Raw genomic sequence first — 15,965 nt, 5'->3', positions numbered from 1 at the left:
GCCGCCGAAGCGGCCCGCCGGGGCGATTCTAGAGCGTGTCACGGAGTTTGAGACAGCTGCCGCACCGGCCTCGGCGTTTCGGCGCGACGCGGCCGGCTCCGATGGCCGGCCGCGCCGGTCTGCAGGTTGCCGGACGCCGGGCCTGCTGCGTTCCGATTCGGTGTGCCGACGACCGGCCCGCGCGGCGCGAAGCGCCGGACCGCGCTTCGCGCGATGGATGCGGGCGGGCCTGTGCAGGAATCCCGCTCGCGGGACGCGTACGCCGAGACCGAGCGGGCCTTCAGGCGACGCGGCGGTGGCGCTTGAGATGGACCAGCAGCAGGGAGATCGCCGCCGGCGTGACGCCGCTGATGCGCTGCGCCTGACCGATCGTCGCCGGCAGGCCGCGCTTGAGCTTGGCCAGGACCTCGGCCGAGAGGCCGCGCACCGCATCGTAGTCGAAGCTGTCGGGAATCGCCGTTTCCTCGTGCCGGCGATTGCGCTCGATCTCCTCGCGCTGCCGGTCGAGGTACCCGGCGTACTTGACGCCGACCTCGACCTGCTCGGCGACCTGGGGATCGGCGACCGCCGGACCGATGCCCGGTATCGCCGTCAGCCCGGCATAGTCGAGCTCCGGCCGGCGGATCAGGTCCAGCGCCGTGGATTCACGCGAGAGGGCGACCCCGAGCGCGGCTTCCAGCGCCTGGGCCAGGCGGCCGGCCGGCGCGACCCGGATGGCGGCCAGCCGCTGGCGCTCGTGCTCGATCGCCTCGACCTTGCGGCACACGGCCGCATAGCGTGACTCGGGCACGCAGCCCAGGCCATGGCCGACCGCGGTCAGCCGCAGGTCGGCATTGTCCTCGCGCAACTGCAGCCGGTACTCGGCGCGCGAGGTGAACATCCGGTACGGTTCCAGCGTGCCGTTGGTGGTCAGGTCGTCGATCAGCACGCCGATGTAGGCCTCGTCGCGGCGCGGCGTCCAGGGCGCCTCGTCGCGGGCGGCCCGCGCCGCATTGAGGCCGGCGACCAGGCCCTGCGCGGCGGCCTCCTCGTAGCCGGTGGTACCGTTGATCTGGCCGGCGAAGTACAGGCCGGCGATCGCGCGGGTCTCCAGCGACGGCTTCAGCCCGCGCGGGTCGAAGTAGTCGTACTCGATCGCGTAGCCCGGGCGCGTGATATGGGCGTTCTCGAAGCCTTTGATCGAGCGCACCAGGGCGAGCTGCACGTCGAACGGCAGCGAGGTGGAGATGCCGTTGGGATAGACCTCGTGGGTGTCGAGGCCTTCCGGCTCGATGAAGATCTGGTGCGAGGACTTGTCGCCGAAACGCACGACCTTGTCTTCGATCGACGGGCAGTAGCGCGGCCCGATGCCCTCGATCGCGCCGGTGTACAGCGGCGAGCGATCCAGCCCGTCGCGGATGACCTGGTGGGTTCGCTCCGAGGTATGGGTGATCCAGCAGCCGACCTGGCGCGGATGGTCGGCGCGCGAACCGAGGAACGAGAAGACCGGTGCCGGATCGTCGCCGGGCTGTTCCTCGAGTCCGGAGAAGTCGATCGTGCGTCCGTCGATCCGCGGCGGCGTGCCGGTCTTGAGACGGTCGGCGCCGAGCGGCAGCTCGCGCAGCCGGTCGGCCAGCCGCTGCGCCGGCGCATCGCCGGCGCGACCCCCGGCATAGCTGGCCTGGCCGATATGGATCTTGCCGGCGAGGAAGGTACCGGCGGTCAGGACCACGGTGGCCGCCTCGAAGCGCAGGCCGGCCTGGGTGACGACGCCGCGGATGCGCTCGCCGGCGAGGTTCAGGTCCTCGACCGCCTGCTGGAACACCCACAGACCGGGCTGCGACTCGATCAGACGGCGGATGGCAGCTTTGTACAAAACCCGATCGGCCTGGCAGCGCGTGGCACGGACCGCCGGCCCCTTCGATGCATTCAAGGTACGCCACTGGATGCCCGCCCGGTCCGCCGCCCAGGCCATCGCGCCGCCGAGGGCGTCGATCTCGCGAACCAGGTGGCCCTTGCCGATCCCGCCGATCGCCGGGTTGCAGCTCATCTGGCCGATCGTCTCGATGTTGTGGCTGAGGAGCAGGGTGCTGGCGCCGGAGCGCGCCGCCGCCAGGGCCGCTTCGGTTCCGGCGTGGCCGCCGCCGACGACGATCACGTCGAAACGGGTCGGGTAGTGCATGGCGTGGGTGTCCGTCGAGGAACGGCGGGTGATTCTTCGGAGCGAGCGATTGTATCCGAGTCCGTCGGCGGACCTGGCACGAAAACTGCTGGTAGAGAGCGCACTCCCGCCGACGCACGGCGAATGCGAGCTCGTCGGACCGGAATTCAGGGGCCGGTCGCGCGTCGGCGGGAGGACGCTATCAATCGTCGATCGCGGCGCGCATGCGCGGATCCCGCAGGATCGGCACAGAAAGGCTGACGCCCGGCGGTCTTAGGAACAGGGGGAATCCAGAGGACCATTGCCGGGCGTCAGTTGACTTGAAAATCTGACGTTGCATGAAAGCCGCAGGTGAACAGCCTGCGGCTTTTGTCATTCTGTGACGCGGCTAGCCTAGCCGCAAGTTGCTTCACAGTCTGTGACAATCGTCGCCCCCCTTCGATTCAGGTTGCGACCTGTCGAGGCCGGTCCGAATGCGACGCGGAACGTCAGATGTTTCGCAATGCAGGCTTGGCCGCAGGATCGCCCGCAACGCTGGCATGCTCCTTGCTCCAACGCAGATATCCCATCAGGAATCTGGCCATGAGCACCGCCGCCGCTGCGTTGAACATCAACCCGCTGTTCCTCCGCCACGACCTCATGATCGAACTGGGTCGCCTGGACATGGTGATCGAGGATGCGCGTTCGCGCCAGCAGACCCCGCAGAACGAACTGGTCGTGCAGCTGGAAACGCGCCGCGCCCGCATCAACGAAGCGCTGAGCCGACTGCCCGCGTGATCGCGCCGCAGGCGCAAGGCGGGAACGGCGGCGCTACTCGCGCCGCGTGATGTCGGGCAACCCCGACGTCAGCCACCAGCGCTTCTGCTTGGCGTCGTAGCGCCAGGTCTGCCGGTCGACGATGCTGCGCACGTTCTGCGTATGCACGTTGATCACGCCGATCTCGACCACCTGCTGGATTTCCGTGTCGCTGACCGGCACCGAAGGATGCTCGTTGTACTGGCTGACCTGCACCTGCCGGTAGCGCGCCAGGTCCACCTCCGAGAGCGGGTGCTCCTTCAGGTACTCCGGGTCGAGAAAGACCTGCGCCTGGGCGATGTCGCCCCAGCGCAGCGTGCCGGCGTACGAACGCAGCGTATCGCGCAGGGCCCGCTCCTTGGTGCGCGTGGGATCGTTGGCGCAGGCGGCCAGCAGCACCGGAACGAGCATCGCCACAATCCAACGCAGTCTCATCGCCTACCTCCGCTAGTGGGTGCGCCGTGCACCGGCCTCGTCGCCGGGCGTCCTCCGCCGGGCACGCCCGACGCCGCGCCGGGAACCGCAACGCCGGACACCGGTCTTCGACGTGATTGTCGCATCGAATCGTCGCAGCGGTGTCGCCGCGCGCGGGTCAGCCGGCTGCCTTGCGGCTGCGCGCCTCGTCGATCGCCGCGAAGCGGGCGATCAGCACCGCGGCCGGCTTGCCGTCCGGCAACGGGACCTCGCACACCACGCTGATCCGCGATCGGCCGCGCACGGCCAGCATGCCGGCGAAGCCGTCGAACGACTCGCCGTCCGCCAGCCGGGCGACGGCGGTGATCTCGCTCCAGACCGGAGCGAGATAGCGGATCGTGCTGTCCGCCACGTAGACCCCGGCGGACAGGCCGCGCTGCTGGAGTTCCAGGCAGACCAATCCCCAGCCGGCCAGCGTGAGGATGCTGGCCAGGCTGCCGCCGAAGGCGCAGCCCTTGTCGTTGATGTTCGGCGACAGCGGCGCCGTCACGGTCAGCGACTGCGCGTCGTGCGCCACGAACCGCAGGTCCATCGCCTGCGCCAGTGGAATCTCTTTGCGCACCTGCCGCTCGAACTCGGGGAGGGAAGCGGACGTCTCGGGAGTGGAAGGCGGGGTCATCGATCGAGCAACGAAGGCGGGGCGCAACGGCGGGGCGCGCGAGTGTGCGCAATGGCGCCGGGCTGCACAAGCCGGCGCCGGCACGCCGGACGATGACCGGCGGCCGTTCCGGGAGGGCGCGACGATCGCGCGGGTATCATCGCCTCGGCCGGTGCGAACGCGCCGGCGACCGTCATGGAGCAGCTGCGATGCGAACACGCGAAGGCAGGCCGCGGATCGTCGTGACCCGGCCGACGCTGACGGCCGCGCCCCTGCGCCGCGCCATACGCCGGCGCGGTGCCGAGCCGCTCGGACTGCCCGGCCTTGCGCTGGAACCGGCAGCCGACCCGGCGGACGCGCGCCGCCATCTGCGGGCAGCGCTGTCCTCGCAGGTCTGGATCTTCACCAGCCCGGCCGCCGTGCATTTCGCCTGGACGCTCGTGCCGGACCTGCGGCTGCCGCAACGGATTTCCGTCGTGGCGGTGGGCCGCGGCACCGCGCAGGCATTGGCACGCGTCGGCGTGACCGCGATCGCGCCCGCCGGCCGCGAGGACAGCGAAGGCATGCTGGCGCTGCCGGTACTGGGCGCGGTCGAGGGCCAAACGCTGGCCCTGATCGGTGCGCCGGGCGGCCGCGACCTGTTGGCACCGGCGCTGCACGCGCGCGGCGCCACGGTGCAACCGGTCCACGTCTACCGGCGGACGCTGCCGATGTGGCGGCCGGCGCAGATCGATGCCTTCTGCCGAGCGGAAGAGCCGTTGGCCACGCTCGTTTCGAGCGGCGAAGCGCTGGACAACCTGTCCCGGCACCTGCCGCCGCCGGCCTCGGCGCGGCTGCGCGGCGTGCCGGTGGTGGTCAGCAGCGAGCGGCTGGCCGGCCTGGCGCGGGACCTGCGCTTCGGCGAGATCCTGGTCGCGCGCTCGCCGGCGCCGGCCGATCTCCTCGACACCGCACTGGCCCGGCTGCAGCCCGGGGGCGAGGGTCGTTCGCGCACCGTACCGGTGTCCTAGACCGGCGCGCGCGTGGGTCGATTTCGCCACGATCGTTGACCGATTCGTTAATGATTTGTTGGCAGTCCTGCACTACGATGCCGCTCATGGATGAGACGATCGAACCGCGGCTGCCGTCACCTGCCACCCCGCCGGCCCAGGCGGACACGCGCGTCAGGCGCGGCAGTCCGCTGGCGGTCGTGCTGGGTCTGCTGGCAATCGGTGCCGGGGCCTATGCGGTCTGGCGCGTGACCGATCTGGAGCGCGGCCTGGCAGCGGCCAGCGCCGCCGGGCGCGACGACATCCAGACCCGGCTGCAGCCGCTGCTGCAGAACGACCAGCAGGTGCAGCGCGAACTGGACGCCCTGCGCGCCCGCCTGGCCGACGGCGACAGCGTCAATCGCAGCCTGCGCGAGGAAGTGCTCGGCCTCGGCGAACGCTCGCGCAATCTCGAGGACGCGATCGCCAACCTCGCCGACCAGCGCTTGAGCAGCCGCGACGCCATCGCGTTGAACGAGGCCGAATACCTGCTGCTGATCGCACGCCAGCGGCTGGAGCTGTTCCAGGACGTACCCGGCACGCTGGCCGCGTACCGGCTGGCCGACGGCGCGCTGGCGGCGGCGGAGAATCCGCTGTACGCCTCGACCCGGCAGACCATCGCCGCCGAGATCGAGGCGCTGAACGCGGCGCATCCCGGCGACACCCAATCGCTGCTGGCGGCGCTGGAAGCGGTCCGCTCGGCGCTGGCGTCCTGGCCTCCCCGGCCGCTGGAGCCGGCGACGGCCGCGGCCGCCGACTCCCGCTTCGCGCGCATGTTCGGCGCGTTCGTGCGGGTCTCGCGCGAGGGTGTCGACGCCGTGGCCTCGCGCGACACGACGCTGGCGCGCTCGCTGGTGACGATCGACCTGCGGTCGGCCGAAGCGGCGGTGCTGGCGCGTGATGCCGACGCGTACGCGCGCGCGCTCGCCAGTGCGCGCGCCAATATCCAGGTCGCCTTCGATACCGACAGCGAGCCGGTCCGCACCGGCCAGGACCAGCTCGCCAAGCTGGCGGCCACAGCGCTGGCACCGGACCTGCCGGCACTGGGCACCGCCCTGAAGGAACTGCGCAACCTGCGCGCCACGCGCGCCCTTTCGCAGCCCGTGGCGCCACCGCCGGCGCCCGACGCATCCGGCGCCGAGCCGGCGGCCGAACCGGCCGAGCAGGTACCGGCCGGAGCCGGCACGTGAGGCTGTGGATCGGGATCGCGCTGCTGCTGGCGATCGCCGCGGCCGCCGCCTTCGGCTGGCACTGGATGGCGGCCGACCCTGGTTACCTGCTCATCCGCCTGCGCGGCTGGTCGATCGAAACCAGCGTCGTCTTCGCGCTGGTCGCACTGGTGGCGCTCTGGCTGCTGGCCTACCTGGCCCTGCGGCTGGTCCGATGGCCGCTGCGCGCGCTCGGCCGCAGCCGCACCCGGCGCGGGCAGGCACGCCTGTCCGGCGGCCTCACCGCGCTCGCCGAGGGACGCTATGCCCAGGCCGAGCGCGACCTCGGCAAGCTCACGGGCCAGGCCGCGCTGCGCGGACCGGCGCTGCTCGGCGTGGCCCAGGCCGCCCATGCCCGCGGCGACGACGCGCGTGCCAACCGCGCGCTGGACGAGGTCCCCGACGGCTGCGCATCGGCCGCGCTGGTGCTGCGCGCCCGGCAGTTGATCGACGCCGGACAGGCCGGCCCGGCGGTCGACCTGCTCAAGACTGCGCTGGCCGAGGGCCGTCTGCCGCCGCTCGGCCAGCAGCTGCTGACCGAGACCGCGCTGGCCGTCGGTGACCCGGCGACCGCTTTGGCCGCGCTCGAAGCCCTGGCGCGCTCGCAGACCGTTTCGCCGGCCCTGCTCGAGACGCTGGACGTCCGCGTGCGCGAAGCGGCGCTCGGACGCGCAGCCGACACGGCGGGTCTCAACGCGCTGTGGAGCGGCCTCAGCCGGCAGCAACGCCGACACCCGGAACTGATCGCCGCGTTCGCGCGGCGCGCCGCGGCGCAAGGCCAGATCCTGGCCGCGATGGACGAGATCCAGTCGGCGCAGAAGCGCGCCTGGAACGAGGACCTGGCACGCGTCTACGGCGAACTTGGTCCGCTGGAGCTGCCGGCCCGCAGCCGCACCGCCGAAGCCTGGCTCGCCACCGCACCGAACAGCCCGGCTCTGCTGACCAGCCTGGGACGCCTGCACACCGAACTCGGCGCCTGGCCCAAGGCCGAGCAGTACCTCGAACGCGCCCTGGCGGTGGAAGAGACCGCGCGCACCTGGGAAGTGTTCGGCGACTGCCTGCGCGGCCGCGGCGACGCGACCGGTGCGGCGCTGTGCTACCGCAACGCGCTGCGCGTCGCGCGCGGCGAGCGCAGCGAACCGCTCGGCGGCGCCGGCGCCGAGCGCAGCGGCATCGACACCCATGCGCTGATGGTGGAAGAACGCAACGCCCACGGGGTACCGCGGCTGCCGGCCGCCGGTTGACGGCCATCGGCGCCGCGACCGCGGCCTCAGCGCGCCAGCCGCTCGATCGCGGTCACGCGCCCATCCAGAAGATGCACCAGCCGCACCCGCGGGGCGTCGCCGTCGTCGTAGACCCATTCCTCGCGGCGTTCCTCGCGCCACAGCTCGTGGCGTGGCCCCGGGCGCCGGACGACCGTCGTCGGCCGGCTGCGCCGTGACGCCGGCTGGCCGCAACGGGCGACCAGCTCGCCGCTGCTGAGGCCGTTCCACAGCGCATCGGCCGGGCAGTCACCGCCCAGCTCGCGCACGCCGTAGCCGAGCGTTTCCTCCCGCTGCAACACGCCGTCGCGGAAGACCAGCCGCCGCATCAGCTGGCGCGGGCCGAAGTTGAAATACCAGACCTCAAACTGCACGTCGATCTGGCGTTCCAGCGGCGTGCGCGCGCCGAGCACGTCGACGCCGACATAGTCGTCGATCCAGAACGGCGCGCCGCACCGTTCGCGCACCTGGAAATCGCGATCGCCGCCGACGATCAGACGAGTGCCGCACCGCATCGCGAAGGCGCCGGAGCTGGCGACCAGCAACAACGCCCCCACCCACCATCGAGAACCCATCGATACCACTCCTGCCGCATCGAGGCGGCGCAGACACCGGACCACCGGAAGCGCCGCCCGAACTCAGAGCGTGTCATGGACTGCGAGCTCGACGCAGCTCATCTCGAAGCCCACGACACGCTCCAGGGACGCCAGTGCGAGGGATAGCGTCGCACCACGGACCCGAACCCCGCCTTGCTATAGTCGAACGCCCGCCGAGGAACGCCGCATGTCGATCTGGAAACAACCCCTCGATCTGGACCGCCTGACCGGCGGTAGCCGCCAGACCCTGCTCGGCGCGCTCGGCATCGAGCTCACCGAAGCCGGTGAGGATTTCCTGCGCGGCACGATGCCGGTCGATCAACGCACCCTCCAGCCGTTCGGCCTGCTGCACGGCGGCGCATCGGTCGCGCTGGCCGAAACCCTCGGCAGTGTCGCCGGCAACCATTGCGTCGCCGACGGCGCGATGGTGGTGGGCCTGGAGATCAACGCCAATCATCTGCGCGCCGTGACCGAGGGCCGGGTCACCGGTACCGCGCGACCGCTGCACATCGGCCGCAGCACCCAGGTCTGGGAGATCCGCATCGAGGACGAGCGCGCCCGGCTGGTCTGCGTGTCGCGGATCACCCTGGCCGTGGTGCCGCGACCGGCCGCTTCGTGAACGCGCCGGCACCGGCGCCGTACGCCGGGCTGACGCCCGATCGCGTGCTCGATGCGGTCGCCGCCGCCGGCTTCGAGCCGGACGGGCGGCTGCTGGCGCTGCCGAGCTACGAGAACCGCGTCTACCAGGTCGGTATCGAGGACGGCAGCCCGCTGGTGGCGAAGTTCTACCGCCCGCAACGCTGGACCGATGTGGCGATCGCCGAAGAACACGCCTTCGCCCACGAACTGGCCGAGGGCGAGCTGCCGGTCGTGGCGCCGCTGCGCATCGGCGGCGAAAGCCTGCTCCGGCACGAAGGTTTTCGCTACACGCTGTTTCCGCGCCGCGGCGGGCGGGCGCCGGAGCTGGAATCGTCCGAACACCTGGCCTGGATCGGGCGCCTGATGGCACGCCTGCACGCGGTGGGATCGCGGCAGGTGTTCCGCCAGCGCGGCACGATCGACGCCGAGACCTTCGTGCGCGCCTCGGCGCGCACCGTGGCCGGCTCGCCCCTGCTGCCGCCGCAGCATCATTCGCGCTACCTCGCGTTGGCGGCCGAGCTGGCCGATCGCGTCGAGCAGGCCTTCGCCGCCGTCGGGCCGCGCCTGCTGCGCCTGCACGGCGACTGCCACGCCGGCAACGTGCTGTGGACCGACGCCGGCCCCCATTTCGTGGACCTCGACGACAGCCGCATGGGGCCGGCGGTGCAGGACCTGTGGATGCTGGCGCCGTCGGCCGAGGCACTCGATGCGCTGCTGGAAGGCTATGCCGAGTTCCGCGATTTCGACTGGAACGAGCGCCGCCTGATCGAGCCGCTGCGCGTGATGCGCCAGATGCACTGGGCCGGCTGGGTGGTGGCGCGCTGGCACGATCCGGCGTTCCCGCAGGCCTTCCCGCAGGTCGGCGAGGCGCGCTGGTGGGACCAGCACCTGGCCGACCTCGCCGAGGCGCGCGAGCGCCTGGACGCGACGTTCCCCTGATGGTGCATCGCATCACCCCGCACCGCTTGGTGTAATAATCCACGCCCATGAGCATTCCGGTCGAATCGTCCGCCGCGCCCCGTGACCTGCGGCGGCCGCTGCGTTACCTGCTGCGCGCCCCACTGCTGGTGGTGCACGTCCTGATCGCCGTCCTGATCGCCCTGCTGCTGGCCAGCCGGCGGTTGGCCGGCATCGGCGGCTCGGACGACCGGCGGCTCGGCAAGCGGCTGATCCGCTGGTGGTCGGCCAGCCTGCTGCGCATCTGCGGCTTCCGCATCCGCGCCCACGGCACGCCCTTGCCGGGGGCGGTGCTGTTCGTCGCCAACCACATCTCCTGGCTCGACATCGTGCTGCTGCACAGCCAGCGCGCGGTCAACTTCGTCGCCAAGAGCGAGATCGCGAGCTGGCCGCTGGTCGGCTGGCTGGCCACCCGCGGCGGGACGATCTTCCATCGCCGCGGCAATACCGACTCGCTCGCCGCTGTCATGGCGCGTGTCGTGACCCAGCTGCGCGCGGGCGAACCGGTCGGCGTGTTCCCGGAAGGCGGCAGCGGCCACGGCAACCGCGTCGGCACGTTCCACGCGCGCATCTTCCAGACCGCGCTGGACGCCCAGGTGCCGGTGCAGCCGGTGGCGCTGCGCTATGGCCGCGACGGCCGCCAGCATCCGGACGTACCGTTCGGCGTGAAGGAAAGCTTCTTCACCAATTTCCTGCGCATCCTGGGCAACGCGCCGATGGACGCGGAGATCCACTTCCTCGAACCGGTGCCCTCCACACCCGATGCGCGCCGGCTGATGGCCGAGGAGTCGCGCCGCCGCATCGTCGCCGTGCTGGGCTACGGAGACTGACGATGGCGGTGCGCGCAGCCGACTTCCGCCCGCACCCGCTGCTGCGCAATCGCCACCTGCAGTCGATCCTCGCCTCCAGCGGCGTGCGCCGCCTGCTGCGGCGGCCGGCCGCCGTCGCGGCCATCCCCGGCGCAGTCGAGCAGATCCTCGACTGCGGCGGCGGCGTGCGCCTGCAGGGCTACTACAACGCGCAGCAGGCCAGGGCCGCCTCGCGCGGGCTGGTGGTGCTGCTGCACGGCTGGGAAGGCAGCACCGATTCCTCGTATGTCGTGGCCACCGGCCTGCGGCTGCTGCGCGAGGGTTTCGACATCTTCCGCCTGAATTTCCGCGACCACGGCGACACCCACCATCTCAATCCCGGCCTGTTCCATTCGTGCCTGATCGACGAGGCGGTCGGCGCCGTCCGTGCGGTGGCCGGCCACTACCCGCAGCAGCCGCTGGCCGTGGTCGGCTTTTCGCTCGGGGGCAACTTCGCGCTCCGCATCGCGCTGCGGGCACCGGCCGCCGGCATCGCGCTGGCATACGTGCTCGCGGTCTGTCCGGTGATCGATCCGCAGGCCGGCCTGTTCGGCCTGGAGACCGGTCCGCGGCTGTACGAGCGCTACTTCATGCACAAGTGGCGCGAATCGCTGCGCCGCAAGCAGGCGGCGTTCCCCGATACGGCCCTGTTCGGCGAGGGCGAGCTGCGCTGCGGGCTGCGCGACCTGACGCGGCTGCTGGTCCTGCGGCACACGCCGTTCGCCTCGCTGGAGGACTACCTGGCCGGCTATTCGGTGGCCGGCCCGACGCTGGCGGGCCTCGCGCTGCCGGCCACCATCCTCACCGCAGCCGACGATCCGGTGATTCCGATCGCCGACTTCTACGGCCTCGTGCTGCCGCCCCACGCCGAGCTCGACATCGCCCGCTACGGCGGCCATTGCGCCTTCATCGGCGATTTCTCGCTGCGCAGCTGGACCGAGGACTACATCGCCGAACGGCTCGATCGCCATCTCGGCCCGGCACGCGCCGGCTGAGGCGCGGGCGCGCCCGAACCGTCCACGCGAGCGGATGCCAGGTCCGGCCCGAAACCGGGGCCGCGCGCCCCGACGGCGGCAGCCCCGGGCCGCAGGGCGGCGTCAGTCGGCCAGCAGGTTGGCGATCCGGGCCAGGTGCGAGGAGGCCAGCTCCTTGCGGTGCTCGGCATCGGCGGTCTGGTCGCGGCCCGACCAGGCCAGGTCGTCCTGCGGCAGCTCCTTGAGGAAGCGGCTCGGTTCGTTGGCGGTGATCTCGCCGAAGCGGCGCTTGCGCTTGGCGTAGCTCAAGGTGAGCTGCTCCTTCGCGCGCGTGATGCCGACGTACATCAGCCGCCGCTCCTCCTCGACCCGACCTTCCTCGAGGCTGCCCTCGTGCGGCAGCACGCCTTCCTCGACACCGACGATGAAGACGAACCGGAACTCCAGGCCCTTGGCCGAGTGCAGGGTCATCAGCCGGACGGCATTGCCGGGATCGTCGCGGTCGGCGTTCGTCATCAGCGCGAGCTGCGCAGCCAGGTCGCCGCTGGCGCCGTCCTTCTGCATCGCCCGGAACCAGTCGGACAGTTCGGTGAGGTTCTGCAGGCGCCGCTCGCGCAGCGCCGGCTCCTTGATCTGGGCCGTCAGGTGCTCGACATAGCGCGTGCGCCGCACCAGTTCGCCGACCAGCTCGGCCGCCGGCAGGCGCCGGGCCAGCACGGACAGTTCGCCGGCCAGCGCGACGAAGCCGGCCAGCGCTCCACCGGTCCGCGCGGGCAGCTGCGCCAGCACCGCGTCGCTTTGCGCCGCCTGCAGCAACGAGACATGCCGCGCCCCGGCCAGCTGCCCGAGCTTCTCCAGCGTCGTCGATCCGATGTCGCGGCGCGGCGTGTTGACCACGCGCAGGAACGCCGCATCGTCGTCGGGGTTGTTGATCAGGCGCAGGTAGCCGAGCAGGTCCTTGACCTCGGCGCGTTCGAGGAACGCGGTGCCGCCGGTCAGGTGGTAGGTCACGCGCGCCAGCCGCAGCGCCTTCTCCAGCGCGCGCGACTGGAAGTTGCCGCGGTACAGCACGGCGAACTCGTTCCAGCGCGCCTTGTGCTTCTCGGCCAGGAAGGCGATCTCGCCGGCGACGCGCTCGGCCTCGTGCTCGTCGTCGCGGCATTCCACCACGCGGATCGCCGGGCCCTCGGCGGCCTCGCTCCACAGGCGTTTCTCGAACAGGTGCGCGTTGTTGGCGATCAGCGCATTGGCGGCGCGCAGGATGCGGCGCGCGCAGCGGTAGTTCTGCTCGAGCTTGATGACCTTCAGGCGCGGGTAGTCGCGAGCCAGCTCGTCGAGGTTCTCGGGATTGGCGCCGCGCCAGGCATAGATGCTCTGGTCGTCGTCGCCGACCGCCGTGAACGCGCCGCGTTCGCCGGCCAGCGCCTTGATGAGGCGGTACTGGCCGCTGTTGGTGTCCTGGTACTCGTCGACGAGCAGGTAGCGGATGCGCTCGCGCCAGATCGTGCGTGCCTCGGCGTCCTCTTCGAGGATCGCCAGCGGCAGCCGCACCAGGTCGTCGAAATCGACCGCGTTGAAGGCCGCGAGGCGCTTCTGGTAGAGCGCATAGATCATCGCCGCTTCGCGCTCGCGCGCGCTGGCGGCGCGCGCCGCGGCCTGTTCCGGCGTCAGGCCGTCGTTCTTGGCGCGCGAGACCAGCGACTGCAGCGCGAACAGCGCGTCGTTCTTGATGCCCTTGGGCGCCAGCTCGCGGATCATGCTCTGCGCATCGTCGGCATCGAAGATCGAGAAGCCGCGCCGCAGGCCGGCACGCGCGTGCTCGATCTGCAGGAACTTGAGCCCCAACGCGTGGAACGTGCAGACCGTCAGGCCCTCGGCCTGGCTTCCGGAAACCAGCTTGCCGACGCGCTCGCGCATCTCGCGCGACGCCTTGTTGGTGAACGTGATCGCCGCGATCTTCGCCGCCGGCAGGTGCAGCCGCTTGATCAGGTGCGCGATCTTCTCGGTGATCACGCGCGTCTTGCCGGAACCCGCGCCGGCCAGCACCAGCAGGGGCCCTTCGACGTACTCGATTGCGGCGCGCTGTTGCGGATTGAGGTTCATGGGGGCGCGGAGTTTACCTACATCGGCACCGCCCGCGGTGCCTGCGTCGCGTTTTCCGGCATGCGCGGCGTCTGGTCGAGCGCCGAGCCTGAATGATGCCCCCAATTAAATTCCCGTTGTTCATCCGGGGTATCCATCGCCTCGGGCAGGGTGCACCGGCGGCACGAGGGAGACCTGACTCCGCTCAGGCCGGTTCCGGTCCCGACGCATGGGATCCCATCGAGGAGAGAACGATGAAATTCACATCCAAAGCTGTTGTCGTCCATTCACTCGCACTGGTGCTCGCTGCCGGCGGCGGCATCGCACTGGCAGGCCCGCAGATGCCGGCCAATGACAACGCAGCCGACAAGAAGTCCGAGCAGCCGGTGTCCGACACCTGGATCACCACCAAGGTCAAGGCCGATCTGGCGACGACCGAAGGCGTCAAGAGCACCGACATCTCGGTCGAGACCACCAACGGCATCGTGACGCTGATCGGCGTGCAGGACTCGAGCACGGCGGTCGACAAGGCGATCGCGGTCGCTCGCGGCATCAAGGGCGTCAAGGACGTCGATGCGTCCGGTCTCAAGGCGCGCTGAAGCCGCTCACCCATTCCCGCAACGGAGAAATCGCCATGAATGAAGACCGCATCAAGGGCCAGTGGAAACAGCTGGCGGGGCAGATCAAGGCCAAGTGGGGCAAGCTGACCGACGACGACCTGACGATCGCCGAAGGCAACAGCCAGTACCTGGCCGGCAAGCTCCAGGAGCGCTACGGCATCGCCAAGGACGAGGCCGAGAAGCAGGTCCGCGAGTTCAACGACCGCTTCTGAAGCGGTCGATCGCGACAACCGGGGCCCGGCCGCAAGGCCGGGCCCTTTTCGTTGGCCGGACCGGCCCGTTTCATGGTTTGATCGCCTACCGTTCCGACGCCGACTCCGATGGCCAAGCTGCACTTCTACTATTCGGCGATGAACGCCGGAAAGACCACCACGCTGCTGCAAAGCGCGTACAACTACCACGAGCGCGGCATGCGGACGCTGATCCTGACGCCGGCCGTGGACCACCGCGCCGGGGAGGGCGTGGTCGCCTCGCGGATCGGCCTGCGCGCGCAGGCGCTGCGCTTCGGATCCGATGACGACCTGTTCGCCGTGGTCCAGTCCGACATCGCCGCCAACGGCCGTCTGCACTGCGTGCTCGTCGACGAGGCGCAGTTCCTGGCCAAGCCGCAGGTCTGGCAGCTGACGGACGTGGTCGACCGGCTCGGCATTCCGGTGCTGGCGTACGGCCTGCGCACCGACTTTCGCGGCGAGCTGTTCGAAGGCAGCCAGTACCTGCTCGCCTGGGCCGACGACCTCGTCGAGATCAAGACGATCTGCCACAGTGGAAAGAAGGCGACGATGGTGGTGCGCGTCGACGAGCACGGCCGCGCGATCACCGACGGGCCGCAGGTCGAGATCGGCGGCAACGAGCGCTACGTGTCGGTGAGCCGCCGCGAGTACAAGAAGATCGTCTCCGGCGAAGGCCGCATCGAGCTCAAGCAGCCGGTCCTGCCGCTCGGGACGCCCGCGAATCAGCCGTAGTAGCGGCGCAGCAGGCCGGCCACGCCGGGCATCGCCGTGGCGAGCGTGGCCGGGTCGGAGAAGTGCAGCTCGCTGACCACCGCGAAGAACTCGTCGGCGCTCTCGGCGGCATAGGGATCGACGGCGGTCTCCTCGCCGCGATCGACCGCCGCCGCGAGGGCGTCGTACGCGCGCTGCATCGTGTGGATCCATTCGCGCCGCGCGATGGTCGCCGGCAGGGGCGGCATGCCGTCGGCAGCGCCGTCGAGCATGTCGAGCTTGTGCGCGATCTCGTGCACGACGACATTGAAGCCGTCGAACGGGTGCTCCAGGTCGGTCGCGATGTCGGCCCACGACACGATCAGCGGCCCGCGTTCCCAGGCTTCGCCGATCAGCGCCTCGTCGCCTTCGGTGACGACGCCGGACTCCTCGTCGTGATGCGTGCGGCGAACGCGGAACTCGCCGGGATAGACGATCACTTCGCGCCAGCCGGCGAGCGCCTCGAAACCGAGATTGAGGACCGGCAGCGCCGCCAGCGCCGCGATCGCCAGGCAGTGCGCATCCTCGAGCACATGGCCGCCCGCCGCGCTGAAGCGCTTGCGTGCGAGGAAACGCTCACTGAGTTCACGCAGGTGTCCGCGCTGTGTGGCGTCGAGCCGATCGAACAGGCGGCTGCTCGCCAGCAGCCGGGCCCAGTCGGCATCGGCGATCCGGTCGGGTGGACGCCAGGCATCGCGAAGCCGGGCCAGCCAGCGCACACCGATCATCCGATCGGCAGGGTCCGCCGTCGGAATCGGCCCGGT

General features: G+C 70.8%; 17 protein-coding genes. 11 read left to right on the top strand and 6 right to left on the bottom strand.

Annotated features, from left to right (window positions below):
* Positions 1-280: 280 nt before the first annotated feature.
* The gene (gene mnmG, locus I596_RS00235; RefSeq protein WP_067642518.1) at positions 281-2,161 is read right to left on the bottom strand and encodes a tRNA uridine-5-carboxymethylaminomethyl(34) synthesis enzyme MnmG; all 1,881 of its coding nucleotides are present in this window, start codon (positions 2,159-2,161) and stop codon (positions 281-283) included.
* A 561-nt stretch (positions 2,162-2,722) separates the two neighbouring features.
* On the opposite strand from mnmG, the gene I596_RS00230 reads away from it, so the two are divergent.
* The gene (locus I596_RS00230) at positions 2,723-2,917 is read left to right on the top strand and encodes a hypothetical protein (protein WP_067642516.1); all 195 of its coding nucleotides are present in this window, start codon (positions 2,723-2,725) and stop codon (positions 2,915-2,917) included.
* Between the two features lie 33 nt (positions 2,918-2,950).
* Here the strand turns inward: I596_RS00230 and I596_RS00225 are convergent, their stop codons facing one another.
* Together I596_RS00225 and I596_RS00220 are read right to left on the bottom strand one after the other, a co-directional pair.
* A complete protein-coding gene (locus I596_RS00225; protein WP_067642514.1) occupies positions 2,951-3,370 on the bottom strand; it encodes a hypothetical protein in 420 nt (139 codons plus the stop codon).
* A 157-nt stretch (positions 3,371-3,527) separates the two neighbouring features.
* On the bottom strand, positions 3,528-3,941 hold the full coding sequence (locus I596_RS00220; protein WP_425478817.1) for a YiiD C-terminal domain-containing protein: 414 nt from the start codon (positions 3,939-3,941) through the stop codon (positions 3,528-3,530).
* Between the two features lie 275 nt (positions 3,942-4,216).
* Between I596_RS00220 and I596_RS00215 the strand changes: the two genes are divergently transcribed.
* The 3 genes from I596_RS00215 (at position 4,217) to I596_RS00205 (ending at position 7,487) form a co-directional block, all read left to right on the top strand.
* Positions 4,217-5,017: a uroporphyrinogen-III synthase gene (locus I596_RS00215; protein WP_067642510.1), complete on the top strand. Its 801-nt coding sequence runs from the start codon at positions 4,217-4,219 to the stop codon at positions 5,015-5,017.
* Positions 5,018-5,103: 86 nt separating this feature from the next.
* Positions 5,104-6,225, top strand: a complete 1,122-nt coding sequence (locus I596_RS00210) for a uroporphyrinogen-III C-methyltransferase (RefSeq protein WP_190278950.1) — start codon at positions 5,104-5,106, stop codon at positions 6,223-6,225.
* Positions 6,222-7,487, top strand: a complete 1,266-nt coding sequence (locus I596_RS00205) for a heme biosynthesis HemY N-terminal domain-containing protein (protein WP_067642506.1) — start codon at positions 6,222-6,224, stop codon at positions 7,485-7,487. The genes I596_RS00210 and I596_RS00205 overlap by 4 nt, the downstream gene beginning before the upstream one ends.
* Before the next feature lie 26 nt (positions 7,488-7,513).
* Here I596_RS00205 and I596_RS00200 read toward each other — a convergent pair whose 3' ends face one another.
* Positions 7,514-8,080, bottom strand: a complete 567-nt coding sequence (locus tag I596_RS00200; RefSeq protein ID WP_083965245.1) for a DUF2845 domain-containing protein — start codon at positions 8,078-8,080, stop codon at positions 7,514-7,516.
* Positions 8,081-8,288: 208 nt separating this feature from the next.
* On the opposite strand from I596_RS00200, the gene I596_RS00195 reads away from it, so the two are divergent.
* The 4 genes from I596_RS00195 to I596_RS00180 are packed head-to-tail and all read left to right on the top strand — an operon-like array spanning position 8,289 to position 11,540.
* Positions 8,289-8,720: a hotdog fold thioesterase gene (locus tag I596_RS00195; protein ID WP_067642503.1), complete on the top strand. Its 432-nt coding sequence runs from the start codon at positions 8,289-8,291 to the stop codon at positions 8,718-8,720.
* On the top strand, positions 8,717-9,679 hold the full coding sequence (locus tag I596_RS00190) for a serine/threonine protein kinase (RefSeq protein ID WP_067642502.1): 963 nt from the start codon (positions 8,717-8,719) through the stop codon (positions 9,677-9,679). The genes I596_RS00195 and I596_RS00190 overlap by 4 nt, the downstream gene beginning before the upstream one ends.
* 47 nt (positions 9,680-9,726) lie before the next feature.
* On the top strand, positions 9,727-10,527 hold the full coding sequence (locus tag I596_RS00185) for a lysophospholipid acyltransferase family protein (protein WP_067642501.1): 801 nt from the start codon (positions 9,727-9,729) through the stop codon (positions 10,525-10,527).
* Between the two features lie 2 nt (positions 10,528-10,529).
* Positions 10,530-11,540: a YheT family hydrolase gene (locus I596_RS00180; RefSeq protein WP_067642499.1), complete on the top strand. Its 1,011-nt coding sequence runs from the start codon at positions 10,530-10,532 to the stop codon at positions 11,538-11,540.
* 102 nt (positions 11,541-11,642) lie between these two features.
* Here the strand turns inward: I596_RS00180 and I596_RS00175 are convergent, their stop codons facing one another.
* Positions 11,643-13,622, bottom strand: coding sequence for a UvrD-helicase domain-containing protein (locus I596_RS00175; RefSeq protein WP_067642498.1), 1,980 nt, complete (start codon positions 13,620-13,622; stop codon positions 11,643-11,645).
* Between the two features lie 233 nt (positions 13,623-13,855).
* Here I596_RS00175 and I596_RS00170 point away from each other — a divergent pair, with 233 nt between their 5' ends.
* The 3 genes from I596_RS00170 (at position 13,856) to I596_RS00160 (ending at position 15,183) form a co-directional block, all read left to right on the top strand.
* The gene (locus tag I596_RS00170; protein ID WP_067642497.1) at positions 13,856-14,200 is read left to right on the top strand and encodes a BON domain-containing protein; all 345 of its coding nucleotides are present in this window, start codon (positions 13,856-13,858) and stop codon (positions 14,198-14,200) included.
* A 35-nt stretch (positions 14,201-14,235) separates the two neighbouring features.
* Positions 14,236-14,433: a CsbD family protein gene (locus I596_RS00165; RefSeq protein WP_067642495.1), complete on the top strand. Its 198-nt coding sequence runs from the start codon at positions 14,236-14,238 to the stop codon at positions 14,431-14,433.
* A 108-nt stretch (positions 14,434-14,541) separates the two neighbouring features.
* A complete protein-coding gene (locus I596_RS00160) occupies positions 14,542-15,183 on the top strand; it encodes a thymidine kinase (RefSeq protein ID WP_067642493.1) in 642 nt (213 codons plus the stop codon).
* On the opposite strand, the gene I596_RS00155 is transcribed toward I596_RS00160, so the two are convergent.
* On the bottom strand, positions 15,174-15,929 hold the full coding sequence (locus tag I596_RS00155) for a M90 family metallopeptidase (RefSeq protein WP_067642491.1): 756 nt from the start codon (positions 15,927-15,929) through the stop codon (positions 15,174-15,176). The two genes, I596_RS00160 and I596_RS00155, sit on opposite strands and share 10 nt — an antisense overlap.
* Between the last annotated feature and the right edge of the window lie 36 nt (positions 15,930-15,965).

The organism is Dokdonella koreensis DS-123, assembly GCF_001632775.1.
In the GTDB taxonomy this organism is placed as follows: Bacteria; Pseudomonadota; Gammaproteobacteria; order Xanthomonadales; family Rhodanobacteraceae; genus Dokdonella; species Dokdonella koreensis.
Note: the sequence above shows the minus strand (reverse complement) of the source record. Positions and strands in the feature narration are given on the sequence as shown.

Excerpts from the sequence above, each read along its gene's own strand:
- I596_RS00170 (WP_067642497.1), top strand. The coding sequence starts at position 13,856 with ATGAAATTCACATCCAAAGCTGTTGTCGTCCATTCACTCGCACTGGTG.
- I596_RS00160 (WP_067642493.1), top strand. The coding sequence starts at position 14,542 with ATGGCCAAGCTGCACTTCTACTATTCGGCGATGAACGCCGGAAAGACC.
- I596_RS00165 (WP_067642495.1), top strand. The coding sequence starts at position 14,236 with ATGAATGAAGACCGCATCAAGGGCCAGTGGAAACAGCTGGCGGGGCAG.
- I596_RS00210 (WP_190278950.1), top strand. The coding sequence starts at position 5,104 with ATGGATGAGACGATCGAACCGCGGCTGCCGTCACCTGCCACCCCGCCG.
- I596_RS00220 (WP_425478817.1), bottom strand. The coding sequence starts at position 3,941 with ATGGACCTGCGGTTCGTGGCGCACGACGCGCAGTCGCTGACCGTGACG.
- I596_RS00180 (WP_067642499.1), top strand. The coding sequence starts at position 10,530 with ATGGCGGTGCGCGCAGCCGACTTCCGCCCGCACCCGCTGCTGCGCAAT.
- I596_RS00230 (WP_067642516.1), top strand. The coding sequence starts at position 2,723 with ATGAGCACCGCCGCCGCTGCGTTGAACATCAACCCGCTGTTCCTCCGC.
- I596_RS00195 (WP_067642503.1), top strand. The coding sequence starts at position 8,289 with ATGTCGATCTGGAAACAACCCCTCGATCTGGACCGCCTGACCGGCGGT.
- I596_RS00225 (WP_067642514.1), bottom strand. The coding sequence starts at position 3,370 with ATGAGACTGCGTTGGATTGTGGCGATGCTCGTTCCGGTGCTGCTGGCC.
- I596_RS00175 (WP_067642498.1), bottom strand. The coding sequence starts at position 13,622 with ATGAACCTCAATCCGCAACAGCGCGCCGCAATCGAGTACGTCGAAGGG.
- I596_RS00185 (WP_067642501.1), top strand. The coding sequence starts at position 9,727 with ATGAGCATTCCGGTCGAATCGTCCGCCGCGCCCCGTGACCTGCGGCGG.
- I596_RS00200 (WP_083965245.1), bottom strand. The coding sequence starts at position 8,080 with ATGGGTTCTCGATGGTGGGTGGGGGCGTTGTTGCTGGTCGCCAGCTCC.
- mnmG (WP_067642518.1), bottom strand. The coding sequence starts at position 2,161 with ATGCACTACCCGACCCGTTTCGACGTGATCGTCGTCGGCGGCGGCCAC.
- I596_RS00215 (WP_067642510.1), top strand. The coding sequence starts at position 4,217 with ATGCGAACACGCGAAGGCAGGCCGCGGATCGTCGTGACCCGGCCGACG.
- I596_RS00155 (WP_067642491.1), bottom strand. The coding sequence starts at position 15,929 with ATGATCGGTGTGCGCTGGCTGGCCCGGCTTCGCGATGCCTGGCGTCCA.